Genomic DNA, 25,417 nt, shown 5'->3' on the forward strand with positions numbered 1-25,417 from the left:
CCCCCGCCCCCGTCACCGCGTCCTCCGCCACCCCCGCCCGCCCGCTCGCCGTGCAGACCGGCGGGTTCGCCGGCGTCGACGCCCTCGGCCGCAACGGCGTCACCGGCGGCGAGGGCGGCGAGGTCGTCACCGTCACCGACACCGAGTCCTTCCTGGCCTACTGCGACAGCAACGAGCCCTACGTCATCCAGGTCCAGGGCGTCATGGAGTTCAGCAGCAAGCAGGGCCTGCGCGACAACAAGACCGTCGTCGGGCTCGGCGGCGGCGCCGAGATCCGCGGCGGCGGCCTGGACATGTACCGGCGCAGCAACGTCATCATCAGGAACCTCCGCTTCACCGGCGCCGACGACGACGCCATCAGCATCCAGCAGGACTCCCACCACATCTGGATCGACCACTGCGAGCTGACGGCCGGCGCCGACGGCCTGATCGACATCGTGCGCGGCGCCGACTACGTCACCGTCTCCTGGTGCCACTTCCACGGCCACAGCAAGACCGCGCTGCTCGGCCACTCGGACTCCAACGGCGGCCAGGACACCGGGAAGCTGAAGGTCACCTTCCACCACAACTACTTCGACGGCACCGACCAGCGCCACCCGCGGGTCCGCTTCGGCGAGCCGGTCCACGTCTACAACAACTACTTCCGCGGCAACGCGCTCTACGGCGTGGCGTCGACGGAGAACGCCGGGGTGCTGGTGGAGGGCAACTACTTCGAGGACGTGCCCTACCCGATCTACTCGGGCTACGACGAGTCCGGCCCGGGGCGCGTGGTGGAGCGGGACAACGTCTACGTCAACTCCGGCACGCCCGAGACCCTCGGCACGGTCGTCGAGCCGCGCACCTACTACGACTACGTCCTCGACGACCCGGCCACCCTCCCCCAGACGGTGCCGGCCGGCGTCGGCGTCGGAAGGATCTGAGGTACCGCCATGTCCGAGCCCCTCACCCCCCGCGCCCGTCTCACCCGCCGCGGCCTGATCTCCGGCACGGTCGTCTCCGCCGCCTCCGCCGCGCTGCTGGCCACCAGCTCCCGCGGCTGGGCGGTGGCCGCCCGCCGCACCACGGCCCTCGCGGCCGCCACCCCCGACGGCTTCGCGAGCGTCGCCGCCCTCGGCCTCCCCGGCACCACCGGCGGCGTCGCCGGCCCCACGGTGACCGTCACCGACGGCGCGCAGCTCGCGGAGTACGCGGGCGCCAACACCCCCTACGTCATCCAGGTGGCCGGCCGCGTCGAGGTCGGCGACGACATGGTCACCGTCGTCGCCAACAAGTCGATCCTCGGCCTCGGCGACGACGCCGAGATCACCGGCGGCGGGCTCCAGCTCGGCTCGACGACGCGGCCCGGCACCAACGTCATCATCCGCAACCTCCGCTTCACCGGCGCCTCGGACGACTCCCTCAGCGTCACGAACGCGGCCCACCACGTCTGGATCGACCACTGCGACTTCTCGTCCGGCTACGACGGCCTGCTCGACATCAAGCGGGAGTCGGACTACGTGACGGTCTCCTGGTGCCACTTCCACGACCACAGCAAGTCCTGCCTGCTGGGCCACTCCGACACCTACACCGCCGACCGCGGCAGGCTGCGCGTGACCTACCACCACAACTTCTTCGACGGCACCGACCAGCGCCACCCGCGGGTCCGGTTCGCCGAGCCGGTCCACGTCTACAACAACTACTACCGGAACAACGCGCTCTACGGCGTGGCCTCGACCGAGGACGCCGGGGTGCTGGTGGAGGGCAACTACTTCGAGAACGTCGCCCACCCGATCTACTCCGGCTACGACGACTCGGGCCCCGGGCGGGTGGTGGAGCGGAACAACGTCTACGTCAACTCCGGCACGCCCGAGACCCTCGGCACGGTCGTCGAGCCGCGCACCTACTACGACTACGTCCTCGACGACCCCGCCACCCTGCCCCGGACCGTGCCCGCCGGCGTCGGCGTCGGAAAGCTCTGAGCGCGCCCCACCCCCCACCGGCTGTCATCAGAAAGGATCCGCCATGCACCGCCGCACCCGGACCCTGCTCCTGACCTCGCTCGCCGCGACCACGGCCCTCCTCGCCGCGCCGGCCCTCCCCGCCGCCACCGCCACCGAGACCGCCACCGCCACCGCCACCGGCACGACCGCCGCCGCGCCGCTCCAGGCCGGACCGATCGGCTTCGCCAGCGTCGACGCCCTCGGCCAGAACGGCACCACCGGCGGCGCCGGAGGCCCGACCGTCACCGTCTCCACGGCCGCGGACCTCATCGCCGCCATCTCCGCCGACGGCCCCCGCGTCGTCCGGGTCGACGGCATGATCCAGCTGCCCGACGGCATGTACGACGTCACCTCGGACAAGACCGTCATCGGCCTCGGCGCCGACTCCGGCATCACCGGCGGCGGCCTCAACATCGGCCTCCCGGCCAGCGACGCGGTCACCTCGCCCCCCGCCGACGCCGTCCACAACGTCATCATCCGCAACCTGAACTTCCGCGACGCCAGCGACGACTCGATCAACGTCCAGATGTACTCCCACCACGTCTGGATCGACCACAACGACCTGGCCGACGGCTACGACGGACTCATCGACATCAAGCGCGGCTCCAGCTACATCACCGTCTCCTGGAACCACACCCACCACCACGCCAAGAACATGCTGCTCGGCCACGACGACGACAACGCAGCCCAGGACACCGGCTACCTGAAGGTCACCTACCACCACAACTGGTACGACGTGACCCCGCAGCGCAACCCGCGCGTCCGCTTCGGGAACCCGGTCCACATCTTCAACAACTACTACCTCGACAACAGCGACACCGGCCCCGCCTGCCAGGCCGACTCGGGCTGCCTCATCGAGGGCAACTACTTCGAGGACGTCGAGGAGCCCATGACCAACAGCTACTCGGGCCCCGAGGGCAACATCGTCGAACGGAACAACGTCTTCGTCGGCGAGACCGGTGAACCCGTCGTCGGCGGCACCGTCGCCGACCCGCGCGACTACTACGACTACACCGTCGACGACCCCCAGCGGATCAGGGACATCGTCATGGCCGGCGCCGGCACCACGCTCTAGCACCAGGCTCTAGCACCACGCACCGATTCACGACCGCCGGCACGACGCCGGCACCCCGACCCCTGCGGACGGCGCGCCCGGACGGCGGGCATGCGCGGCCGTCAGCCGGCCACGCGCGCCGTCCGCAGGTACGATTCAGACATGTCAGACCGGTCAACACCCCACGACCCGTCAGGAACCCCGCGACCGTCAGGGCCGCGTCCCGTCCGCGCACCACGCGGCACGCGGCTCACCGCCCGCGGCTGGCCGCAGGAGGCCGCCCTGCGGATGCTCCAGAACAACCTCGACCCCGAGGTCGCCGAGCACCCCGACCAGCTCGTGGTCTACGGCGGCACCGGGAGAGCCGCCCGCGACTGGGGCTCGTTCGACGCCATGGTCCGCGCCCTGACACGGCTCGGGGACGACGAGACGCTGCTGGTCCAGTCAGGCCGTCCGGTCGGCGTCATGACCACCCACCCCTGGGCCCCCCGCGTCCTGATCGCCAACGCCAACCTCGTCGGCGACTGGGCCACCTGGGAGGAGTTCCGCCGCCTGGAGCAGCTGGGCCTCACGATGTACGGCCAGATGACCGCGGGCTCGTGGATCTACATCGGCACCCAGGGCATCCTCCAGGGCACCTACGAGACGTTCGCCGCCGTCGCCGCCAAGCGGTTCGGCGGCTCCCTCGCCGGCACGATCACCCTCACCGCCGGCCTCGGCGGCATGGGCGGCGCCCAGCCGCTGGCCGTGACGATGAACGGCGGCGTCGCGCTCTGCGTCGAGGCCGACCCCCGCGCCATCGAGCGCCGCCTGGCCCACCGCTACCTCGACACCCGCGCCGACAGCCTCGACGACGCCCTGCGGCAGGCCACGAAGGCCGCCCGCGACCGCCGGCCGCTGTCCGTCGGGGTCCTCGGCAACGCGGCCGAGGCCGTGCCCGCGCTGCTCGCGCGCGGCGCGCCCGTGGACATCGTCACCGACCAGACCTCCGCGCACGACCCGCTGGCCTACCTCCCGCTCGGCGTCGACCACGAGGACATGGCCGCCTACGCCGCCGCCGAGCCCGTCGAGTTCACGCGCAGGGCGCGGGAGTCGATGGCCCGGCACGTCGAGGCCATGGTCGGCTTCCAGGACGCGGGCGCCGAGGTCTTCGACTACGGCAACTCCCTGCGCGGCGAGGCACAGCTGGCCGGGTACGAGCGGGCGTTCGCCTACCCCGGCTTCGTCCCCGCGTACATCAGGCCGCTGTTCTGCGAGGGCAAGGGTCCCTTCCGCTGGGCGGCCCTCTCCGGGGACCCGGCCGACATCGCCGCCACCGACCGCGCCATCCTCGACCTCTTCCCCGACAACGAGCCCCTGACGCGGTGGATCTCCCTGGCCGGCGAGCGCGTCGCCTTCCAGGGCCTGCCGGCCCGCATCTGCTGGCTCGGGTACGGCGAGCGGGACCGGGCGGGGGAGCGGTTCAACGACATGGTCGCCCGCGGCGAGCTGGCCGCCCCGATCGTCATCGGCCGCGACCACCTCGACTGCGGCTCCGTCGCCTCCCCGTACCGCGAGACCGAGGCCATGCGCGACGGCTCGGACGCCATCGCTGACTGGCCGTTGCTGAACGCCATGGTCAACGTGGCCTCGGGCGCCTCCTGGGTGTCGATCCACCACGGCGGCGGCGTCGGCATCGGCCGCTCGCTCCACGCCGGCCAGGTCACCGTCGCCGACGGCACCGCGCTGGCGGGGGAGAAGATCCGCCGCGTGCTGACGAACGACCCGGGCATGGGCGTCATCCGACACGTCGACGCCGGGTACGAGCGCGCCGAGGAGGTCGCCGCCGCACACGGCGTCAGCGTCCCCATGCGGGAGGCTCCGTGACGTCGGAGGCCGCGGCCGACGCCTTCCGTTCGCTGTGGGCGCGGCTGCTGCCGCTGGGCCGCGACGCGCGCACCGGCGGGTACCGCCGCTTCGCGCTGACCCCGGCCGACGCCGACTGCCGCGCCTGGTTCCGCGAGGAGGCGCTGGCCCGGGGCCTCGCCTACGAGGTGGACCGCAACGGCAACCAGTGGGCCTGGCTCGCCGCCCCCGCCGGGGGCGAGGGCGGGAAAGGGGGCGGAGGCGGCGGCACGCGGGGCGAGGTCGTCACGGAGGGCGCGGTCGTCACGGGCTCCCACCTCGACTCGGTGCCGGACGGCGGCGCGTTCGACGGCCCCCTCGGCGTCGTGTCCGCCTTCGCCGCGCTCGACGAGCTGCGCGCCCGGGGCGTCACCCCCACCCGGCCGCTGGCGGTCGTCAACTTCCTCGACGAGGAGGGCGCCCGCTTCGGCGTCGCCTGTCTCGGCTCCCGCCTGGCCACCGGCCAGCTCGATCCCGAGCGCGCCCGCGCCCTGCGCGACGCCGACGGCATGAGCCTCGCGGACGCCCTGGCCGCCGCCGGACTCGACCCGGCGGGCCTCGGCCCCGACGAGGCCCGGCTGGCCCGCGTCGCCGCGTTCGTCGAACTCCACGTCGAGCAGGGCCGCCACCTCGCGGACACCCCGCACCCGGTGGGCGTGGCCAGCGCGATCTGGCCCCACGGCCGCTGGCGCTTCGACTTCCGCGGCGAGGCCAACCACGCCGGCACCACCCGCCTGACCGACCGCCGGGACCCGATGCTGACCTACGCCACCACCGTCCTGGCCGCCCGCAAGAAGGCCCGGCAGGCCGGCGCGCTCGCCACCTTCGGCCGGGTCGAGGCCGAGCCGAACGGCGTCAACGCCGTCCCGTCGCTGGTCCGCGGCTGGCTCGACGCCCGCGCCGCCGACGACGCGACCCTGGCCGAGCTGGTCGCCGCCGTCGAACAGGCGGCCACCGAGCGCGGCGCACGCGACGGCGTCACCGTCACCACCAGCCGCGAGTCCTTCAGCCCGCCCGTCGCGTTCGACCACCGCCTGCGCGACCGGATCGCCGCCGTCCTGCCCGACGCGCCCCTCCTGCCCACGGGCGCGGGGCACGACGCGGGCATCCTCTCCCAGGCCGTCCCGACCGCCATGCTCTTCGTCCGCAACCCCACGGGCGTCTCCCACGCCCCCGCGGAGACCGCCACCGAGGACGACTGCCTCGCGGGCGTCGCCGCCCTCTCCGACGTGTTGGAGGACCTCGCATGCCGGTGACCTCCCCGGACGCGCCCCGGGACGCGCCGAGCACCGTCGTCACCGGCATCGGCACGCTGCTGACCAACGACCCGCGCGACCCGGGCCGGCCCCCGCTCACGCACGCGGCGGTCGTCCTCGACGGCGGACGCGTCGCCTGGGTCGGGCCGAGCGGCGCCGCGCCGGCCGCCGACCTGCGGGTCGACGCCGGCGGACGCGCCGCCATCCCCGGCTTCGTCGACTCCCACAGCCACCTGCTCTTCGCCGGGGACCGCGCGGCGGAGTTCGCCGCCCGCATGACCGGTCGGCCGTATCGGGCCGGCGGCATCCGCACCACCGTGGCTGCCACCCGCGCCGCCACCGACGCCGAGCTGGCCGCCACGCTCGCCCGCCACGCCGCCGAGGCCCTGCGGCAGGGCACCACCACCCTGGAGACCAAGTCCGGGTACGGCCTGACCATCGCCGACGAGGCCCGCGCCCTGCGCGTCGCCGACGAGGCCCGCCGGGAGGGGCCCGTGGAGGAGGTGACCTACCTCGGCGCCCACATCCCCGCACCCGAGTACGCCGACGACGCGGCCGGGTACGTCGCGTTGGTCACCGGCCCCATGCTGCGGGCCTGCGCGCCCCACGCCCGCTGGATCGACGTCTTCTGCGAGGAGGGCGCGTTCGACGGCGACCAGGCCCGCGCCGTCCTGACCGCCGGGGCCGCCCACGGCCTGCTGCCGCGGATCCACGCGAACCAGCTGGGGCCGGGCCCCGGCGTCCGGCTGGCCGTCGAGCTCGGCGCCGCCTCCGCCGACCACTGCACCCACCTGACCGACGCCGACGTCGACGCCCTCGCCTCGGGCGAGACGGTCGCGACGCTGCTGCCGGGCGTGGAGTTCTCCACCCGTTCCCCGTACCCCGACGCCCGGCGCCTCCTCGACGCGGGCGTGACCGTCGCCCTGGCCAGCGACTGCAACCCGGGCTCCAGCTTCACCAGTTCGCTGCCGTTCTGCGTCGCCCTGGCCGTCCGTGAGATGGGCATGACGCCGCTGGAGGCGGTCACGGCCGCGACGCTCGGCGGCGCGCGGGCGCTGCGCCGCGAGGACGTGGGCCACCTGACCCCCGGTGCCCGCGGCGACCTCGTGCTGCTCGACGCGCCGAGCCCGGTCCACCTGGCGTACCGGCCGGGCGTGCCGCTGGTGCACCGGGTGTGGCGCGGCGGCCGCCTGGTGGTCGGGGCGTGAGCCGCCGCCCCGGCCGCGCGCCGGCCGGGGTACGCGTGCGGGCTGGAGCCGCCGTGGAGACGGTACGGGGTGGCGGCCCCAGCCCGGTCCTGGGCGGGGCGCCCTCAGACGCCCCGCGTGTCCCTCAGATCCCGCGTGTCCCCCGCGCCCCGCGTCGCGCGGCGCGCCGGGGACGGTGACGGGCTCACCGCCAGGAGTCCCACCAGCAGTCCAGCCGTGCCTCCCACAGGCCGTCCACGAGGGTGTGGAAGGCCGGCTTGCGCTCGAAGTCCTCGGTCATGACCGTGGCCGACCCCTCGCCCTCGAAGAAGACCGGGACCCAGGAGTACTTGTCGGTGAAGCCCCAGATCGTGAACGAGTTGCAGTCCTCCACGGCCAGACAGGCCGACAGCGCCTGCTCGTAGTAGTCGGCCTGCTGCCGCAGCTGTTCCGGGGTCGGCTCGCCGCTCTCGGGCAGGTCCATGCGCACGTCGAGTTCGGTGACGGCGGTCTCCAGGCCGAGCGCGGCGAAGCGGCGCAGGTTCTGCTCGAGGTCGCCGGGGAAGCCGTAGCGGGTGCTCAGGTGACCCTGCACGGAGAACCCGTGCACCGGCACCCCCTCGGCCTGCAGCTCCTGGATGAGGGCGTAGTAGGCGTCGCTCTTGGCGTTGTCGCTCTCCACGCCGTAGTCGTTGAAGAACAGCAGCGCCTCGGGGTCGGCCTCGTGCGCCCAGCGGAAGGCGTCGGCGACGATGCCGGGGCCGAGCTCGCGGATCCAGATGTTGTCCTGGGTGCGCAGGTTGCCCTGGTCGTCGAAGATCTCGTTGGCCACGTCCCACTGCTGGATCTGGCCGGCGTAGCGGCCGACGACGGTGGTGATGTGCTCGCGCAGGATCGCGCGCAGCTCCTCGGCCGTGAAGTCGCCCTGCTCCAGCCAGGCGGGGTTCTGGCTGTGCCACAGCAGGGTGTGCCCGCGCACCACCTGGCGGTGCCGGTCGGCGAACTCGACGATGGCGTCGGCCGCCTCGAAGTCGTACCGGTCCTGCTCGGGGTGGATGAACTCCCACTTCATCTGGTTCTCGGGGGAGACCGAGCTGAACTGCTGCCCGAGGATCCTGCGGTACTGCCGGTCGTGGGTGAAGGGGTCGGGGTAGTCCTGTTCGAGGTGGTGGCCGCCGCCCGCGACGGCGGTGCCCACGTGGAAGCCCTGGGGAGCCGCCCACCGCAGGCGGTCGAAGACGGAGTTGGAGTGGGGCGCGCCCCGCTCGTCCGAGCGCGGCTCGGCCGTGGCCGGTGCCGCGGAGAGCGGCAGGGCCAGGGCGGTGGTGGCGAGGGTGAAGGTGACAAGGCGGGCAGGTCTCATGGGCGGTCTCTCACTCTGATCGGCTGTCCCGAAAGTTTCCGGAAGATTCCCGAAAGGCCGGAGCATGGACGTTAAGGGCTCCGGGGTGCGGCGTCAACGGGTGTGCACGGGTCAAGTGGAGGGCTCCTCTCCGGACGTTGGAGAGAAGAAGCCATGAGCATGTCAATCACGCGGGCCGGGGGGCGGGCCACGGACGGGGGCCTCCCCGGTGGCCGCCGGCGGCGAGCGTTCCGGAAGGCCCGCCGCCGGCCGCCGCGTTGAGGACACCCGTTCAGGACACCGCGTTCAGGACACCGGGGTCAGCGGCGGGCGCCCGTCCAGCACGGCCCGCACGTTGTCGGCGGCCAACCGGGCCATCGCCGTGCGGGTCTCCACCGTGGCCGAGCCCAGGTGGGGGGAGAGCGCGACGTTGTCCAGGCCGAGCAGCCGCGGCTCCACCGCCGGCTCGTGCTCGAAGACGTCCAGGCCGGCGCCGGCCAGGCGGCCCTCGGTCAGGGCGTCGGCCAGCGCCGCCTCGTCGACGACGGGCCCCCTGGTGGTGTTGATCAGGAAGGCCGAGCGTTTCATGTCCGCCAGGGCCGCCGCGTCGATCAGGTGGTGGGTCTGGGCGGTCAGCGGGCAGTGCAGCGTCACCACGTCGGCGGTGCGCAGCACCTGACGGAACGGCAGGTGCGTGGCGCGCAGCTCCCGTTCCACCGCGAGGGGAGCTCGCCGCCGGCCCGAGTACACCACCTCCATGCCGAAGGCCAGGGCGCGGCGGGCCATCGCCTGGCCGATGCGACCCAGCCCCACGACGCCGAGCCGCTTGCCCGTCAGCCCGGTGCCGAGCATGAAGCCCAGGTCGAAGGACCACGGGCGGCGGGCGCGCAGCAGCCGTTCCCCCTCGCCGAGCCGGCGGGTCACGGACAGCAGCAGGCCGAAGGCGAGGTCGGCGGTGGCCTCGGTGAGCACTCCCGGAGCGTTGGTCACCGCCACGCCCCGGGAGCGCAACGCCTCGACGTCGAGGTTGTCGTGGCCCACGGCGACGTTGGCGACGATCGCCAGCCCGCTGCCGGCCGCGTCGGCGACCTCGTCGCCGATCCGGTCGTTGAGGGTGGAGACGATGGCGCGGGCCCCCGGGACCGCGGCCAGCAGCTCGGCGGCGGCCAGCGGCGCCGGCTCGGCGGGCACCCACAGCTCGCCCACCTCGGCGAGGGAGTCGAGGACCGTCCCCGGCAGTTCGGCGGTGACGACGATCCGGCCCCGGCTCACCGGGTCGCCGCCGGTCGCAGGTAGCCGACCTTCGTCCGGGTGTAGAACTCGCGGGCCGTGTCGCCGTTGGAGTACGCGCCCAGGCCGCTGCCGCCCAGCCCGCCGAACGGCACGTGTGGCTCGCTGGCCGTGCCGTGGTTGACGTGCACCATGCCGGTCTCCACCGCGCGCAGGAAGCGCAACGCGACGTCGATGTCGGTGCTGAACACGGATGCGGCCAGGCCGTAGGCGCTGTCGTTGGCGACCGTGACGGCCTCCTCGACTCCGCGCACCCGCAGCACGGACAGCACGGGCCCGAAGATCTCCTCCCGGGCGACCGTCATCTCCGGCCGCACGTGGTCCAGGATCACGGGTGCCACGTAGGGGCCGGTGGCGGGCACCTCCCGGTCCGCGCTGACCTGGCGCGCCCCCTCCTCTCTGCCGCGCCGCAGGTAGGCGGTGACGGTCTCCCGCTGCCGCTCGCTGGCCAGCGGCCCGACACGGGTGGCCGGGTCGGTGCCGGGCCCCACCACCAGCGCGTCGGTCCTGGCCACCAACGCGGCGACCAGGCGGTCGGCCAGGTCCTCCTCCACCAGCACGCGGCTGAGGGCGGTGCACCGCTGACCGGAGCACTGCATGGCCGCCGAGACGATCTCGTCCGCGACGCGTCCCAGGTCAGGAGCGCTGTGCACGTAGGCCGCGTTCTTGCCGCCGAGCTCCAGCTGCACCGGCTTCAGGTCCCGGCCCGCCCGTTCCGCGATGCTGCGGCCGACGCTGGTGGAGCCGGTGAAGCTGACGCCGTCCACCCCGGGGTGGGCGACGAGCGCGGCGCCCGCGACGGACCCGCTGCCGGTGACCACGTTGACCACGCCGCCGGGGCAGCCGGCCTCGCCGAGCAGCGCGGCGAGGGCCAGCGCCGTCAGCGGGCTCTCCTGGGCCGGCTTGACGACCACGGCGTCGCCGGCGGCGAGCGCGGGGGCGATCTTCCGCACCGGCGAGACCACGGGGAAGTTCCACGGCGTGATGGCCACCACCACGCCCAGGGGGACCCGCTCGGTGACCACCAGGGCGCCGGGGTGGTCTCCGGGAATGGTCTGGCCGGTCAGCCGGGGTGCCTCTCCGGCCGCGTGCTCGATCTCCGCCACGGCCCGGTCGACCTCGCCCCGCGACTCGGCCAGCGGCTTGCCCATCTCGGCGGTCGCCAGCCGGGCCAGGGACTCACGGTGCTCGGCCAGCAGGGCGGCCCAGCGGGACAGCACCGCCGCCCGACGTCGCGCGGGCGTGGCGGCCCAGCCGGGTGCCGCCCCGCGCGCGGCGCGCACGGCCCGGTCGGCGTCGGCGGTGTCGGCCATGGCCTGGGGGGCCAGGGTTTCGCCCGTCGCGGGGTCGACGACGTCCGCGTAGCGCGCGGCGGGCACCGCCTCGCCGCCGATGAACAGCCCGGGCGACCCCTTCGCGTGCGGGACCAGGGCCAGCGCCTCGTGAACGGTCACGGTCCTCAGCCTTCCTCTCGGGTGACGTGTCGTACGGTCACGGCCTCGACGAACGGCCGCCGCCAGGCGCCGTCGCGGATCGCGGCCATGGAGCGGGCCTCGTTCTCGGCGATCCGCGCCGCCCCGTCGAGCGCCTCCGTCACCCGCTCCCGGGGGACGAAGGCCACGCCGTCCTGGTCGGCCACCGCCACGTCTCCGGTGTCCACGCTCGTGCCGCGGATGGCCACCGGGCCGCCGATGACGCCCGGGCCGTCCTTGTAGGGGCCCTGGTGGGAGACGTCGAGGGCGAAGACGGGGATCTCCAGGGTCGACAGCTCGTCCAGGTCGCGGACGGCGCCGTCCAGCACGATGCCGGCGAGCCGGCGGTGAACGGCCCAGGCACAGGCCAGCCCGCCGACCAGGGCACGCTCCCGGTCGCCGCCGCCGGCGATGACCAGGACGTCGCCGGGGCGCGCGAGGTCGAGCGCCTGGTGAACGGCGAGGTTGTCACCGGGCCGGGTGTGGACGGTGAACGCGGGCCCCGCCATGGCCACGCGCCCGGTCATGGGGCGCAGGCCGGGAGCGCCGCCCACCCGGCCGAGGCCGTCCGAGATCGCCGCCGTGGGGAAGGCGGCCAGCGCCGCGATCCGCTCCTGGGGTACGGCCGGCGGCCGAGGGTAGAGAAGGCATTCCGTCATGACTCGCTCTTTCCTGCGCGATGAGGCACATGGGTTACTGAGATGTGATGTGACGCTTTGTTATGAAAAATCGCCGAGAGAGAGGGGCGGGCGACGGGTCAGACGAGCGCCAGGCTGAGCGCGGGCCAGTAGGTGAGCACCACCAGCGTCACCAGGGCGGCGGCCAGGAAGGGAAGGTTGGCGCGTGCGACGGTCAGCACCGGGACCTTCGCGATGTCGGAGGTGATGAACAGGGACATCCCGACCGGCGGCGTCACCAGGCCGATCATCAGGTTGAAGACGATGACGATCCCGAAGTGAACCGGGTCGATGTCGAGCGCCAGGGCTGTCGGCAGCAGGAGCGGCGTGAAGATGATGATCGCCGCGTTGCCCTCCATGAACGTGCCGAACAGGAGCAGGATCAGGTTCACCACCAGGAGGAACATCACGGGGCTGAGCCCGTCCAGGGCGTCGGCGAGGGCGGCGGGGAAGCCGGTGCGGACGAAGACCTGCCCCAGCACCGCCGCCGTCGCGATGATGAACAGGATGACCGCCGAGCTTCTCGCCGCGTCCATGAAGATGTGGGGCAGCCGCCGCCAGGAGAGCTCCCTGTGGAACACCGTGGAGAGCACCAGCGCGTACAGCACGGCCACCGCCGCCGACTCGGTCGCGGTGAACCAGCCGAAGACCACGCCGCACACGATGATCGCCGGCATCATCAGCGCCGACAGCGAGTCCCTGGTCGCGAGAAGGGCCGTGCGCAGCGACACCCGCTCCTGGCGCGGGTACCCACGGCGGGCCGAGAGCGTCACCACCAGCACCGCGAGCACCAGCGCGAACAGCAGGCCGGGCAGCAGGCCCGCCACCAGCAGCGCCTTCATCTCCTGGTTCGCCGCGATCGCGTAGATGATCAGCGGGATGGAGGGCGGGATGATAGGACCGATGATCGAGGCCGTCGAGGTGAGGGCGGCGCTGAACGGGCGAGGGTAGCCCCGGCTGGCCATGCCGGGGATCATCGCCTTGCCGATGGCCGACGCCTCGGCGGCGGCCGAACCGGAGATCCCGGAGAAGAACACGTTGGTGCCCACGTTCACCACGCCGAGACCACCGGGCATCCGGCCGAACAGCACCGACGCGAAGTCCACGAGCCGCCGGGTGATGCCCCCGGCGTTCATCAGGGCCCCGGCCAGCAGGAACAGCGGAATCGCGGTCAGCGGCACCGAGTCGGCGCCGCCCGTCGTGGCCTGCGCCACCAGCGGTGCCGCCGGGACGTCGAGGGTGAGCACGACGAACAGCAGGCCCGCGCCCAGGAACGCGTAGGCGACCGGAACCCCGAGCAGGACCAGGGCGAACAGCGTGACCAGGAGGAGTATGCCGTCGATCATGACGCGCCACCCTTCGAGACGGAGCGCAGCCGGGGCAGCCAGTCGGCCGCGGCACTGCTAAGGACGAGGGCCCCGCACAGCGGCGCGGGAACGAACAGCACGGCGAGGGGCAGTTGCAGTGCGGGGGTGGTGTGGCCGGACGTGCGCGCGAGCACCACCAGACCACCCACCAGCAGTGCCAGCGAGCCGGCCAGCACGACGAGGTCACAGAAGACCGGCACCGCCCTGCGCAGCGGACGCGGTCCGCGCGCGAGCAGGCCGTCCACCAGCGAGGTGATGCCGATGTGCGACCTGGTGCGGAAGGCCAGCGCGGCGCCGACGAAGGTCAGCCACACCATGAGCAGGCGGGTGACCTCGTCGACCCAGATCAGGGGGTCCTTGACGCCGTACCGCATGACGACCTGGGCCAGCAGTACGGCCGCGATCGCCGCCAGCGCCGCCGCGCAGAAACCGCCGAGCGCCCGGTTCACCCAACCGGTGAGCAGCGTGTCGTCCTCCGCCGTCCCGGCGGTGGCGGACCCCGTCGTCGCCGCGGTCGCCGTCGCGGTCGTCGCCTCCGGCGCCGTGGCCGCGTCCGCTCCGCCGGCGGTCCGGTCCTGTCGCGTGGTCATGAGCGCATCGCCCTCTCGTACAGTGCGGCCACCTCGGGGCCGGCCTCCTCGGCCAGCCCGGCGGCGCGCCGCCGGAACTCCTCAAGATCGGGCCTGACCACGGTCATGCCCGCGTCCTCCAACTCCTCGACGAGGCGGCTCTCGTCGGCACGCACCTGCTCCAGGAGCGCGTCCCGGGTCGGACCGTCCGCCGCGGCGGTCAGGACGTCCCGCTGCTCCTTCGTCAGGTCCTCCCAGGCGGAGTCGCCGATCGAGACCGCGGTCGGCTCGATCACGTGACCGGTCAGGATCAGGGAGGACTGCGCCACCGCGAGGCCGGCCGAGTCGATCGTGGCCAGGGGGTTCTCCTGGCCCTCCAGGGCTCCTTGTTCCAGGGCGGTGAGCACGTCGCCGAAGGCCATCGGCGTGGGGCTCGCGCCGAAGGCGTCCCAGGTGCGCAGCACCATCGGGTTCTCCGGCACGCGGATCCGCAGTCCGGCGATGTCCTCCAGGCTGGTGGCGCGCTCGTCGAGCGTCAGGTGCCGCGCGCCACGGGGCCAGAACGACAGCACCCGGGTGCGGGTGTCGTCGGCGATCTCCCGCTTCACGGCGTCGCCCAGGTCTCCCGCGTAGCGCCCCATGGCGTCGTCGACGCTGTCGAAGAGGTAGGGCAGCACGAGGAACTGGCCGGCCGGCGTCATCTGGCTGTACACGCCGGACCCGCCGACCCACATGTCGACCGTGTCCAGGCCGAGCCCTTCGAGGACCTCGGCGTCGTCCCCCAGCTGCCCGCTGGTGTAGATCTCGACGCGTAGCTCGCCCCCGCTCCTCCTCTCGACCTCGTCGGCGAACCGCTGCACCGCCTGCGCGTTGGCGTCGCTGGGGGACCAGGCGTGACCCAGGGTCAGGACGGCGGTGCCGTCAGACGCGGTCCCGCCCGACGAACACGAGGCGGTGAGCAGCGCTGTCACCAGGGCGAACGCCCCCAGCGCCGTGCGTTTGGCAGTGAACTTCATCGTTCCCTCGAAAGCGGTGCGGTGGTCGGATGAGGAGTGGGTGAGGGTGGTCAGCGCGGGTGCGGTGCCTCACGCGGGGACGAGGGGCACCCTCACGCCGAGCTCGGCGGCGAGGTCGCCGAGCTCGGCCCAGGTGGGGCCGGCCAGCGGCACGCCGTCGCGACGGGCCGCTCGGGCGGCCCGCTGTTCGGGTTCGCCGGGCAGCAGGACGGCGTCGAAGCCCTCGGCGGGGGGAAGCCGACCCACCCAGGCGAGGAAGTCCTCCAGTCGCCCGCCCTCACGGCGCAGCGCGCCGTCGAAGCGGGCGACGAGGAAGCAGTGGCCGACGTTCTGCGGTCGGTCCCAGTTCAGGTACATGTCGCCCAGCTCGGGCCCCGAGGCCGCGCCCGCGAACACGCCGCACAGCAGGTCGATCATCAGCGCGAGGCCGGAGCCCTTGGGGCCGGCGAAGGGCAGCATCGCGCCCTCCAGGGCCTGCGCCGCCACGGTGGTGGGGCGCCCGGCGGGGTCGATGCCCCAGCCGGGAGGGATCTCCTCGCCCTTGCTGTCCGCCACGATGATCTTGCCGCGGGCCACCGCGCTGGAGGCGATGTCGAGCACCACGGGCGGCCCGTCGGGTCGTGGCAGGGCCACCGCCAGCGGGTTGGTGCCGACCGCGCGGGTGCGTCCGCCGTGGTAGGCCATGGTGACCGGCGCGTTGGACATCGCCACCGCGAGGTAGCCGCGGCTGGCGGCCCTGCGGGCGTAGAACGCCATGGTGCCGCAGTGGTTGCTGCGCCGCGCCGAGCTGGTGGCGACGCCGAACTCGTCGGCCAGCGCGCACGCCGCGTCCACGGCCGTGGTCGCCACCAGGGCGCCCATCGCGTTTCTCCCGTCCACCGAGGCCCTGGCCCCGGAGACCTCCACGGTGGGCTCGGCCCGGGGGTCGACCATGCCCCGGCGCAGCCGCTCCACGTAGATCGGCAGCCGGATCAGTCCGTGGGAGGCCACGCCGTGCACGTCCGCGTCCACCAGGCTCTCCGCGACCAGGTCGACGGCGGGGCCGGTCAGTCCCGCTGACGTGAGGATGTCCGCCGCGAAGGAGCGCAGCTCCCGCTCGGGCAGCCGCACACCGTCGCTCATGCGGCGGCCCTCAGCAGCCCCGTCAGGTCCCCGGCGTCGGCGACCCGTGGGTTGGCCCGCGTGTTGTCGCTGGCCAGCGCGACCTCGACCACCGGGGCGAAGTCCGTCTCCGCCACGTGCCAGTCCCGCAGCCGCGTGGTGAGGCCGACGTCGGAGCGCAGCGCGTCGACCGCCTCGGACATGCGGGAGGCCCCTGGCGTCAGCAGGCCCGCGAGCTCGCGGTACCGCTCGGGTTCGGCCTCCTCGTTGAAGGCGCACATCCCGGGCAGCATCAGCGCCACGGCCACCCCGTGCGGAATGTGGTGCGCCGCGCCCAGCGGGACGGCCAGGGCGTGCGCCAGTCCCAGCCGGGTGGAGTTGGCCGCCAGCTCCGCGATGCAGCTGGCCGCCAGCATCCCCATGCGGGCCTCCAGGTTCTCCGGCCGCTCCACGGCGGTGCGCAGGTGGCGGCCGATCAGCGCGACCGCGTTGCGCGCGTGCCCCTCGGAGACGGGGTTGTTCCACACGCTGCCGTAGGACTCGACGGCGTGCGCCAGGGCGTCGAAGCCGGTGGCCGCGGTCAGGTGTGCCGGCAGGCCCGTGGTGAGCTCCGGGTCGAGCAGGGCCAGCCGGGGGAGCACCCGCATGGAGGAGATGCTGACCTTGCGGCCCGAGTCCGTGTCGCTGAGCACACAGAACCGCGTCACCTCGCTGCCCGTCCCGGCGGTGGTCGGGACCGCGAACACCGTGACGGGGTCCGCGTCCACCCGCTCGGGACCGACCAGGTCGAGCACCGGGCGGCCCGTGGCGGCCGGCCGTGGCGGCGGCGGCCTTCGCCGCGTCCAGCGGGCTGCCGCCGCCGAGCCCGATCACCACGTCGTGGCCGCCGTCCCTGATGCGGCGCGCGGCCTCCTCCACCGATCCGGTCGTGGGGTCGGAGGCGATGCCGTCGAACACCTCCACCGACGCGGCGCCGCCCGGCAGCCGGTCCGTGACCGCGTCGAGGATTCCGGCCGCGACGATGCCCGGGTCCGTGACGATGAGCGGACGCCGCACCCCGTACCGCTCGAACTCCTCCGGCAACCGGCCGATCACGCCGGGACCGCCCACGATCCTGGTGGAGATCTCGTAGTCGAACGGCCGCAACGCGGAACGCTCGCGAGCCGTGGCCCCGACGGGCCGCGACGCTGTTGTACCCATGCTGTCTCCTTGAACGGACGGAGCCGTCCGGCCGCGCACCTGGTGCGCCGGCGGGCATGCCGGACCGACCCGGCGGGTCGGCACACGCCGTCCCGCCCGGGGGTCACGCCCTCCTCCGGCTCTACAGGCGCCCGGCCACGCGCTCCGCCTTGATGTGCTCGGCCATCAGTTGCTCACCACGCCGCAGGTGGTGGAGCAACGCCTCGACCGCCCGTTCCGCGTCGCCGTCGGCGATCGCCCGGGTGATGTCCTTGTGCTCCGCCAGGTTCTCCTCGATCCGGCCCTGGTAGCCCGTGGAGAGGAAGTGACGGCCGCGGTCGATCTGGCGCTCCACGATGCCGTAGAGGCCGATGATCCTGCTGTTGTCGGTGCAGGCGACGATCTTCTTGTGGAACTCGTTGTCGCGCTGGAAGTAACGGGGGTAGTCCTCGACGCCGACGGGGTCGTCGAAGTCGTCGAAGAACCGGCCCAGGACCTGGGCGGCCCGCGGGTCTGACGAGCCGTCGCCCAGCAGCCGGCGCAGGCCCAGCGGCTCCAGTGCCCGGCGCAGCTCGAAGAGCTCGCTCAGGTCGTGCTCGTCGAAGCCGGCGATCCGCCACCCCGTCGCCCCCTCCCGGGGAACCACGAGCCCCGAGGCGGCCAGGCGCTGGAGCGCCTCCCGCACCGGGGTGCGGCTCACCCCGAGACGGGCGCTCAGGGTCCGGTCGGTCACGACCTCGCCCGGCGTGAGCGTGCACCGGATGATGGCGTCCTCCAGTGCCTCGAACACGCGATCGGTGAGGTTGACGACGCGCTGGGGGGTGATCCCCGCTTCTTCGGGCATGCGTTGAGTATGCATGGATACTGGTATACCAACAAGGGTTCCGGGGAGGAATTTCCCCGGGCATGGGGACATATGCGTGGGTGAGCCATGTACGGACGCACACAGTGACGTGGGTGCGAGGGGCGTCGGGGAACGCCGAGGACCCCACCGCGCCGACGTGTCGCGGTGGGGTCCTCGAGGGCGTCCTGCCAGGAGCGTCAGGCCTTGCGGGCCGCCCGCAGGTACTCGCGGTTCATCGTCGTGATCGCCGTCAACGGGATGCCCTTGGGGCAGACCGTCGCGCAGACGCCGGTGTTGGTGCAGCCGCCGAAGCCCTCGGCGTCCATCTGGTCCACCATGTCCAGCACCCGGCTCTCACGCTCGGGGCCGCCCTGCGGCAGCGAGTTCAGGTGCACGACCTTCGCGGAGGTGAACAGCATCGCGGAGCCGTTGGGGCAGGCCGCCACGCAGGCGCCGCAGCCGATGCACTCGGCGTGCTCGAACGCGGTGTCCGCGGCCGGCTTCGGCACCGGCGTCGCGTGCGCCTCCGGCGCGGAGCCGGTCGGCGCGGTGACGTAGCCACCCGAGCCGATGATCCGGTCGAAGGCCGACCTGTCGACCACCAGGTCCTTCACGACGGGGAAGGCCGCGGCACGCCACGGCTCCACGTCGATCACGTCGCCGTCCTTGAACTCCCGCAGGTGGAGCTGACAGGTGGTGGTCTGCTCCGGGCCGTGGGCCGCGCCGTTGATGACCATGCCGCAGGCGCCGCAGATGCCCTCCCGGCAGTCGTGGTCGAAGGCCACGGGCTCCTCGCCCCTGAGGATCAGCTGCTCGTTGAGGGTGTCGAGCAGTTCGAGGAACGACATGTCGGGGGAGACGTCGGCGACCTCGTAGAGGTTCATGGCGCCCTCGGCGTCGGGCCCGGACTGGCGCCAGATGCGCAGGGTGAGGTTCACGCGTAGCTCCGCTGGGTGGGGTGGACGTACTCGAAGGTCAGGTCCTCGCGGTGGAGGACGGGCGCCGTGCCGGTGCCGGTGAACTCCCACGCCGCCGCGTAGGTGAACTCCTCGTCGCGCCGGGCCGCCTCGCCGTCCTCGCTCTGGCTCTCCTCGCGGAAGTGCCCGCCGCAGGACTCGGCGCGGTGGAGGGCGTCCAGGCACATCAGCTCGGCCAGCTCCATGAAGTCCGAGATCCGGTTGGCCTTCTCCAGCGACTGGTTGAGCTCCTCGCCGCTGCCGGGCACCCTGATCCGCCGCCAGAACTCCTCGCGCAGCTCCGGGATGCGCTCCAGCGCCTTGCGCAGGCCGGCCTCGTTGCGGGCCATGCCGCAGTGGTCCCACAGCAGCTCGCCGAGCTCCCGGTGGAAGGAGTCGGGCGTCCGGTCGCCGTCGTTGGACAGCAGGCGCCGGAGCCGGTCGGTCACCTCGGTCACCGCCTCGGTGACGGCCGGGTGGTCGGGGGTGACCTCGGGCTGGTGCGGGTTGCGGGCGAGGTAGTCGGCCAGCATGGGCGGCAGCACGAAGTACCCGTCGGCCAGGCCCTGCATGAGGGCCGAGGCGCCGAGCCGGTTCGCGCCGTGGTCGGAGAAGTTGGCCTCGCCGATGGCGAACAGGCCGGGGATGGTGGTCTGGAGGTCGTAGTCGACCCACAGGCCGCCCATCGTGTAGTGGATCGCCGGATAGATCCGCATCGGGACCTCGTACGGGTTCTCCGCCGTGATCCGCTCGTACATGTCGAAGAGGTTGCCGTACTTCTCGGCCACCTTCTCGCGTCCCATGCGGGTGATGGCGTCGGCGAAGTCGAGGTAGACGCCCTGCCCGCCGGGGCCCACCCCGCGGCCCTCGTCGCACACGCTCTTCGCGGCGCGCGAGGCGATGTCGCGCGGGACCAGGTTGCCGAAGGACGGGTACATCCGCTCCAGGTAGTAGTCCCGCTCCGCCTCGGGGATCTCGGACGGCCGCCGGGTGTCGCCGGCCTTCTTCGGCACCCAGATGCGGCCGTCGTTGCGGAGCGACTCGCTCATCAGCGTCAGCTTCGACTGGTGCTCGCCGGAGCGCGGGATGCAGGTGGGGTGGATCTGCGTGAAGCAGGGGTTGGCGAGGTAGGCGCCGCGTCGGTGGGCGCGCCAGATCGCGGAGGCGTTGGAGTTCTTCGCGTTGGTGGAGAGGTAGAAGACGTTGCCGTAGCCGCCGGTGGCCAGCACCACGGCGTCGGCGAAGTGCGTGTCGACGCGGCCGGTGATCAGGTCGCGGGCCACGATGCCGCGGGCGCGGCCGTCGACCACGATCAGGTCGAGCATCTCGGTGCGCGGGTGCATCTCCACGTTGCCCGCCGCGATCTGGCGGGAGAGCGCCTGGTAGGCGCCGAGCAGCAGCTGCTGCCCCGTCTGGCCGCGGGCGTAGAAGGTGCGGGAGACCTGGACGCCGCCGAAGGAGCGGGTGTCCAGCAGGCCGCCGTACTCGCGGGCGAACGGCACGCCCTGGGCCACGCACTGGTCGATGATCTCCACCGAGACCTGGGCCAGGCGGTAGACGTTGGACTCGCGGGCGCGGAAGTCGCCGCCCTTGACCGTGTCGTAGAACAGGCGGTGGATGGAGTCGCCGTCGTTGCGGTAGTTCTTCGCGGCGTTGATGCCGCCCTGCGCGGCGATGGAGTGGGCGCGGCGCGGCGAGTCCTGGTAGCAGAACTGCACGACGCGGTATCCCTGCTCGGCGAGCGTGGCGCCGGCCGCGCCGCCCGCGAGGCCCGTGCCCACCACGATCACGGTGTGCTTGCGGCGGTTGGCCGGGTTGACCAGCTTCGCCTCGAAGCGGCGGCGGTCCCAGCGCTCGGAGATCGGGCCCTCGGGAGCCTGGGTGTCGGCGACCGGGGCGCCGAGGGTGTAGTCAGCGTAGGAGGTCATGTCAGTCCACCAATCCCGTCATCACGCCGATGGGTACCGAGAGGAAGCCGACCGTCAGCACCAGCGCCAACCCGTTCGCCGCGACGCGCAGCGCCCGGTCGCGGGAGCGTCCGCCCGCCCCGAGGGTGAGGGCCGCGCTGTGGAAGCCGTGCCGGATGTGCAGGCCCACGGCGAGCACCGCGACGATGTAGATCACGTTGCCGTACCAGGTGCTGAACGTCTCGACGATGTTGTGGTACGGGTCACCGGAGCGGAAGTCCGGGTTCACGGTGCCGGTGGTCAGGTCGAGGATGTGCCACACCACGAAGAGCGCAACGATCACGCCACCCCACCGCATGGTGCGTGTGGCGTAACTCACGCGCGGGGGGTGCACGTACTTCACGGGGCGGGCGGCGATGTCACGGCGGCTGAGCTGGTACGCGGCCACGCCGTGCACGACGACGGCGGCCACCAGCAGCGGCCGCATGATCCACAGGAACCACTCGTGGTGCAGGACCGGCTCGCCGATGGTGCGCAGCCAGTGCGCGTAGTCGTTCATGTCCTCGGGGCCGAAGAACACCTTGAGGTTCCCCAGCATGTGCGCCACGAGGTACAGCAGCATGAACGCGCCGCTGACGGCCATCGCCGTCTTCTTGCCGATGGTGGAGCGCCACATCCGGACGGGCACGACGGTGGCGCGTGAGCTCGCGCCGCGGGTCGTGCGTCGCGGGTTCGCGCGCTGGTCGTTCGCCACAGCCATGGCACCAGACGGTAGGGAGAGCTGGGCGCATCCGTCCAAGACATAGAATCGCTGATTTCGATAGCCAGATCCTATGGTGGCTTATTCTTGCCCCCATGCAGCTCCAGCAGCTCCGGTACTTCGCCGCCGTGGCCGAGACCCGTCACTTCACGCGGGCCGCGGAGCGCGAACACGTCGCCCAGCCCTCCCTCTCGCAGCAGATACGCGCGCTGGAGCGGGAGCTCGGCGCGGAGCTCTTCCACCGGGCGCGCGGGCACATCTCGTTGACCGACGCCGGCCAGGCCCTGCTGCCCCTGGCGCGCCGCATCCTCGCCGACGCCGAGACCGCCCGGCGCGAGGTCCAGGAGGTGGCGCAGCTGCGGCGCGGCCGGGTCAGGCTCGGCGCCACCCCCAGCCTCTGCGCCAGCATCGTGCCCGACGTGCTGCGGACCTTCCGCGACAGCTACCCCGGGGTGGACCTCTTCGTCCACGAGGACGGCTCGCAGGACCTCGTGCGGATCCTCGCGGCGGGCGAACTCGACCTCGCGCTGATCATCACCCCGGTGCCGGACCAGGGTCCGGCGCTCACCACCAGCGAGCTGCTCCGCGAGGAACTGGTCGTGATCTCCTCGCCGAACGTCCCCCCGCCGGTCCCCGACCGATCCCGCATCCGCATCGACGACCTGCGCGAACGCCCGTTGGTGATGTTCCGCCACGGCTACGACCTGCGGGAGCTCACGGTGGCCGCCTGCCACCGCGCCGGCTTCGAGCCGTCCTTCAGCGTGGAGGGCGGTGAGATGGACGCGGTCCTCGGCTTCGTGCGCGCCGGGCTGGGGCTGGCGGTGGTTCCGAGCATGGTCGCCGCCCGCTCCGGCCTGCGCACCACCCCGTTCACCCCGCCGGGGCTGCACCGCACGATCTCGGTCGCCCACCGCAGCGACGTCTCGCCGACGCGGGCCGCGCGCGAGCTCCAGCGCATCGTGATGCGCCACGGCGGCGGCCGAGGCGGCTGACGGGGGGAGAGAGACGCGGGGGCGGGGGGCGGGGGCTCCCGGCGGGGGAGCGCGGCGTCAGGCCGCCCTGGCCTGCCGGAGCGAGACCCCGAGCGTCGCCAGGCAGAGCAGTCCGCCACAGAGCAGCAGCAGCGGCAGCAGCATCCACACGAACACGACGCACATGCCGCAGGCGACCACGAGCAGCAGCGAGCCCGCCGGGTCACGCCACAGCCGGTCGGCGGCCTCCCGCAGCAGCTCCGGACGCCACGGGCTTCCCCCGCGCACCGCGTCCGCCGCGTCCGCCGTGTCCCCGGCGTCCGGCAGGTCCGTCGCGTCCGCCGTCTCGCCCGCCGGCCGCCAGGCCACGGCCAGCCGCAGCAGCAGCACCGCCCACGCCACCAGCAGCAGTGTGGAGACGGCCACCACCCCGCCCGCGCCGGGCAGGACGTCCGCCTGGCCGAGCGAGAGGTTCCACAGCAGCAGCAGCGCCACGCCGGTCAGGCCGAGCGCCAGCCGCCACAGCTCCCGCCACGCCACCGCGAAGTCCCCGAACGCGTCCCTCACCCGCACGCTCTCCCCGGTGACGTGCCGCCGCAGGTGGGAGGTGCCGGCCGCCAGCGCGGGAAGCGCGGTGACGACCGGCAGCGCGAGCAGGAGAACGAACGCGCCGGTGATCACGACCTCACCGAAGAGGCTGAGACCCGCCGTCCAGCGCCTGGCGCCCGGCTCGCTCGTCCCGCTCATCGCACTCCGTCTCTCCTGGATCGGCGGTGTGGGCTACTTCAGCCCCGTCGTGGCCACGCCCTCGACGATATAGCGCTGGAAGAGGGCGAAGAACAACAGCACCGGCACCATCGCGAGCATCGCCGCCGCCATCTGCCCGCCGTAGTCCGAGACGGACGTCTGGTCCACGTACTGCCGCAGCATGAGGGGCAGCGTGTAGTTCTCCGGGCTGCGCAGATAGATCAACGGCGCCAGGAAGTCGTTCCAGCTCCAGATGAACGCGAAGATCGACGCCGTCGCCAGCACCGGCCGCATCAGCGGAAGCATGATCGACCAGTAGATCCGCGCGTGCCCCGCGCCGTCGATCCGCGCCGACTCGTCCAGCTCCCGCGGCACGGTCCGCATGAACTGCACCATCAGGAAGACGAAGAACGCGTCGGCCGCCAGGAACTTCCCGACCAGCAGCGGATAGTAGGTGTCCACCCAGCCCAGCTCGTTGAACATGATGAACTGCGGAATGATCACCACGTGGTACGGCAGCAGCAGCGTCGCGATCATCAGGGCGAAATAGACGTTCTTCCCGACGAAGTTGATCCGCGCGAACGCGTACGCCGCCACGGAACAGGACAGGCAGACGCCGATCACCGATCCGACACCGAGATAGACGGAGTTCATGAAGAACGTCCAGAACGACACCCCGCCGATGCCCTCGAAGGCCGTGCGGAAGTTGTCCAGCGTGGTGTTGTCCGGTATCAGCCCGGTCTCGCCGAGGATCTGGTTGCTCGGGCGGAAGGCCGACAGCAGCATCCACGCGCCCGGGTAGAGCACCACCACCAGCAGGCCGATCGACGCCGCGTGGAACAGCAGCGTCTTCCCCGACTTCCGACGCCGGCCCCTCGCCTTCGCGGCCGCGAGGGAGGGCGGCGGTGGGGCGCCCGGCGCGGTGGCTGTGGCGGTCGTGGTCGTCGTCATCGTCCCTCCCCGGCGTAGTACACCCAGTACCGCGAGGTCCTGAAGAAGATCAGCGTGATGACGCCGACCGCGATCACCAGCAGCCACGCCATCGCGGAGGCGTAGCCGAGCTGACCGCGCGGACCGAAGCCGCTCTCGTAGAGGTAGAGGGTGTAGAAGAGCAGCGAGTTGGCGGGCCCGTGGCCGCCCTGCGCGATGATGTAGGCCGAGGCGAAGACCTGGAAGGAGTGGATGGTCTCCAGCACCAGGTTGAAGAAGAGCACCGGCGAGAGCATCGGCAGCGTGATCCGCGTGAACCTGCGGAACGCGCCCGCGCCGTCCACCTGTGCGGCCTCGTACAGCTCGTTCGGGATCTGCTTCAGCCCGGCCAGGAAGATGACCATCGGAGCGCCGAACTGCCAGGTCGTCAGCAGGATCATCATCGGCAGCGTCAGGTCGGGATCGCCGATCCAGCCACCCGCCGGCATGCCGAAGAACTGCCCGACCTCGTCGACGATGCCGTCGTCGTTGAACATCGCGCGCCAGACGATCGCGATGGAGACGCTGGCGCCGATCAGCGACGGGGCGTAGAAGAGCGAGCGGTACGCGGACTGGCCGCGCCGCCGGTTGTTCAGCAGCATGGCCACGCCCAGCGCGGCGGCGAGCTTGATGGGCGTGCCGATGACCGCGTACTCGACGGTGACCTCGACGGAGTCGAGGAAGAGCGGGTCGTCCATGAGCCGCTCGAAGTTGTCCATGCCGATCCACTCGCCGCCACGGAGCGGGTGGTAGTCGGTGAAGGCCAGATAGGCCGAGGCCACCATGGGACCGGCGGTGAGCGCGATGAATCCCAGCAGCCACGGGGCGAGGAACGCGTAGCCCGCCCGGTTGTCGGAAGCCCGGCGAGGGGGGGGGGGTGGGGGGGGGGG

At 72.7% G+C, this 25,417-nt stretch carries 23 protein-coding genes and 1 pseudogene; 7 read left to right on the forward strand and 17 right to left on the reverse strand.

Annotation, left to right across the window (positions count from 1 at the left end):
* From ACTWP5_RS30930 to hutI, 6 genes are all read left to right on the forward strand, one after another.
* Positions 1-920 (forward strand): pectate lyase family protein (locus ACTWP5_RS30930; protein ID WP_443224493.1); only part of this gene is annotated, 920 nt, incomplete at its 5' end.
* Positions 921-929: 9 nt separating this feature from the next.
* Positions 930-1,958 (forward strand): pectate lyase family protein, encoded by a 1,029-nt coding sequence (locus ACTWP5_RS30935; protein WP_443224494.1) that lies wholly within the window; start codon positions 930-932, stop codon positions 1,956-1,958.
* 43 nt (positions 1,959-2,001) lie between these two features.
* Positions 2,002-3,054 (forward strand): pectate lyase family protein, encoded by a 1,053-nt coding sequence (locus ACTWP5_RS30940; protein ID WP_443224495.1) that lies wholly within the window; start codon positions 2,002-2,004, stop codon positions 3,052-3,054.
* A gap of 141 nt (positions 3,055-3,195) precedes the next feature.
* Positions 3,196-4,899: a urocanate hydratase gene (gene hutU / locus ACTWP5_RS30945; RefSeq protein ID WP_443224496.1), complete on the forward strand. Its 1,704-nt coding sequence runs from the start codon at positions 3,196-3,198 to the stop codon at positions 4,897-4,899.
* Positions 4,896-6,173, forward strand: coding sequence for an allantoate amidohydrolase (locus ACTWP5_RS30950; protein WP_443224497.1), 1,278 nt, complete (start codon positions 4,896-4,898; stop codon positions 6,171-6,173). The genes hutU and ACTWP5_RS30950 overlap by 4 nt, the downstream gene beginning before the upstream one ends.
* Positions 6,164-7,381: an imidazolonepropionase gene (gene hutI / locus ACTWP5_RS30955; RefSeq protein ID WP_443224498.1), complete on the forward strand. Its 1,218-nt coding sequence runs from the start codon at positions 6,164-6,166 to the stop codon at positions 7,379-7,381. The genes ACTWP5_RS30950 and hutI overlap by 10 nt, the downstream gene beginning before the upstream one ends.
* A 184-nt stretch (positions 7,382-7,565) precedes the next feature.
* Here the strand turns inward: hutI and ACTWP5_RS30960 are convergent, their stop codons facing one another.
* From ACTWP5_RS30960 to ACTWP5_RS31025, 14 genes and pseudogenes are all read right to left on the reverse strand, one after another.
* Positions 7,566-8,723, reverse strand: coding sequence for an endo-1,4-beta-xylanase (locus ACTWP5_RS30960; protein WP_443224499.1), 1,158 nt, complete (start codon positions 8,721-8,723; stop codon positions 7,566-7,568).
* Between the two features lie 285 nt (positions 8,724-9,008).
* On the reverse strand, positions 9,009-9,974 hold the full coding sequence (locus ACTWP5_RS30965) for a 2-hydroxyacid dehydrogenase (protein WP_443224500.1): 966 nt from the start codon (positions 9,972-9,974) through the stop codon (positions 9,009-9,011).
* Entirely contained in the window at positions 9,971-11,446 is a 1,476-nt protein-coding gene (locus ACTWP5_RS30970) for an aldehyde dehydrogenase family protein (RefSeq protein ID WP_443224501.1), read from the reverse strand. Before ACTWP5_RS30970 ends, ACTWP5_RS30965 begins: the two co-directional genes overlap by 4 nt.
* Before the next feature lie 5 nt (positions 11,447-11,451).
* Positions 11,452-12,123, reverse strand: coding sequence for a hypothetical protein (locus ACTWP5_RS30975; RefSeq protein ID WP_443224502.1), 672 nt, complete (start codon positions 12,121-12,123; stop codon positions 11,452-11,454).
* A 98-nt stretch (positions 12,124-12,221) separates the two neighbouring features.
* Positions 12,222-13,487 carry a TRAP transporter large permease gene (locus ACTWP5_RS30980; protein WP_443224503.1) on the reverse strand — a complete coding sequence of 422 codons (1,266 nt, stop codon included), beginning with the start codon at positions 13,485-13,487 and terminating at the stop codon, positions 12,222-12,224.
* Complete coding sequence (locus ACTWP5_RS30985) at positions 13,484-14,098, reverse strand: TRAP transporter small permease (protein ID WP_443224504.1); 615 nt, start codon at positions 14,096-14,098, stop codon at positions 13,484-13,486. Before ACTWP5_RS30985 ends, ACTWP5_RS30980 begins: the two co-directional genes overlap by 4 nt.
* Positions 14,095-15,093, reverse strand: a complete 999-nt coding sequence (locus ACTWP5_RS30990; RefSeq protein WP_443224505.1) for a TRAP transporter substrate-binding protein — start codon at positions 15,091-15,093, stop codon at positions 14,095-14,097. The genes ACTWP5_RS30985 and ACTWP5_RS30990 overlap by 4 nt, the downstream gene beginning before the upstream one ends.
* 69 nt (positions 15,094-15,162) lie before the next feature.
* Positions 15,163-16,215: an Ldh family oxidoreductase gene (locus ACTWP5_RS30995; protein ID WP_443224514.1), complete on the reverse strand. Its 1,053-nt coding sequence runs from the start codon at positions 16,213-16,215 to the stop codon at positions 15,163-15,165.
* Positions 16,212-16,988 (reverse strand): iron-containing alcohol dehydrogenase family protein, encoded by a 777-nt coding sequence (locus tag ACTWP5_RS31000; protein WP_443224506.1) that lies wholly within the window; start codon positions 16,986-16,988, stop codon positions 16,212-16,214. Before ACTWP5_RS31000 ends, ACTWP5_RS30995 begins: the two co-directional genes overlap by 4 nt.
* A 73-nt stretch (positions 16,989-17,061) precedes the next feature.
* Positions 17,062-17,394, reverse strand: a pseudogene (locus ACTWP5_RS31005) (iron-containing alcohol dehydrogenase); the annotation flags it as partial.
* 121 nt (positions 17,395-17,515) lie between these two features.
* Positions 17,516-18,217 carry a GntR family transcriptional regulator gene (locus ACTWP5_RS31010; protein ID WP_443224507.1) on the reverse strand — a complete coding sequence of 234 codons (702 nt, stop codon included), beginning with the start codon at positions 18,215-18,217 and terminating at the stop codon, positions 17,516-17,518.
* Between the two features lie 197 nt (positions 18,218-18,414).
* Complete coding sequence (locus ACTWP5_RS31015) at positions 18,415-19,155, reverse strand: succinate dehydrogenase/fumarate reductase iron-sulfur subunit (protein ID WP_443224508.1); 741 nt, start codon at positions 19,153-19,155, stop codon at positions 18,415-18,417.
* Positions 19,152-21,101, reverse strand: a complete 1,950-nt coding sequence (locus ACTWP5_RS31020; RefSeq protein WP_443224509.1) for a fumarate reductase/succinate dehydrogenase flavoprotein subunit — start codon at positions 21,099-21,101, stop codon at positions 19,152-19,154. Before ACTWP5_RS31020 ends, ACTWP5_RS31015 begins: the two co-directional genes overlap by 4 nt.
* Position 21,102: 1 nt before the next feature.
* Positions 21,103-21,756 (reverse strand): succinate dehydrogenase cytochrome b subunit, encoded by a 654-nt coding sequence (locus tag ACTWP5_RS31025; RefSeq protein WP_443224515.1) that lies wholly within the window; start codon positions 21,754-21,756, stop codon positions 21,103-21,105.
* Positions 21,757-21,935: 179 nt separating this feature from the next.
* On the opposite strand from ACTWP5_RS31025, the gene ACTWP5_RS31030 reads away from it, so the two are divergent.
* Complete coding sequence (locus ACTWP5_RS31030) at positions 21,936-22,832, forward strand: LysR family transcriptional regulator (protein ID WP_443224510.1); 897 nt, start codon at positions 21,936-21,938, stop codon at positions 22,830-22,832.
* Positions 22,833-22,889: 57 nt separating this feature from the next.
* Here the strand turns inward: ACTWP5_RS31030 and ACTWP5_RS31035 are convergent, their stop codons facing one another.
* From ACTWP5_RS31035 to ACTWP5_RS31045, 3 genes are all read right to left on the reverse strand, one after another.
* A complete protein-coding gene (locus ACTWP5_RS31035; RefSeq protein WP_443224511.1) occupies positions 22,890-23,558 on the reverse strand; it encodes a hypothetical protein in 669 nt (222 codons plus the stop codon).
* A 33-nt stretch (positions 23,559-23,591) separates the two neighbouring features.
* Complete coding sequence (locus ACTWP5_RS31040) at positions 23,592-24,509, reverse strand: carbohydrate ABC transporter permease (protein WP_443224512.1); 918 nt, start codon at positions 24,507-24,509, stop codon at positions 23,592-23,594.
* Positions 24,506-25,417, reverse strand: a 912-nt coding sequence (locus ACTWP5_RS31045; protein WP_443224513.1) for a carbohydrate ABC transporter permease, incomplete at its 5' end; no start/stop codon positions are given. The genes ACTWP5_RS31040 and ACTWP5_RS31045, both read right to left, overlap by 4 nt.

Source organism: Streptomyces sp. 4N509B, assembly GCF_052245655.1.
In the GTDB taxonomy this organism is placed as follows: domain Bacteria; phylum Actinomycetota; class Actinomycetes; order Streptomycetales; family Streptomycetaceae; genus Streptomyces.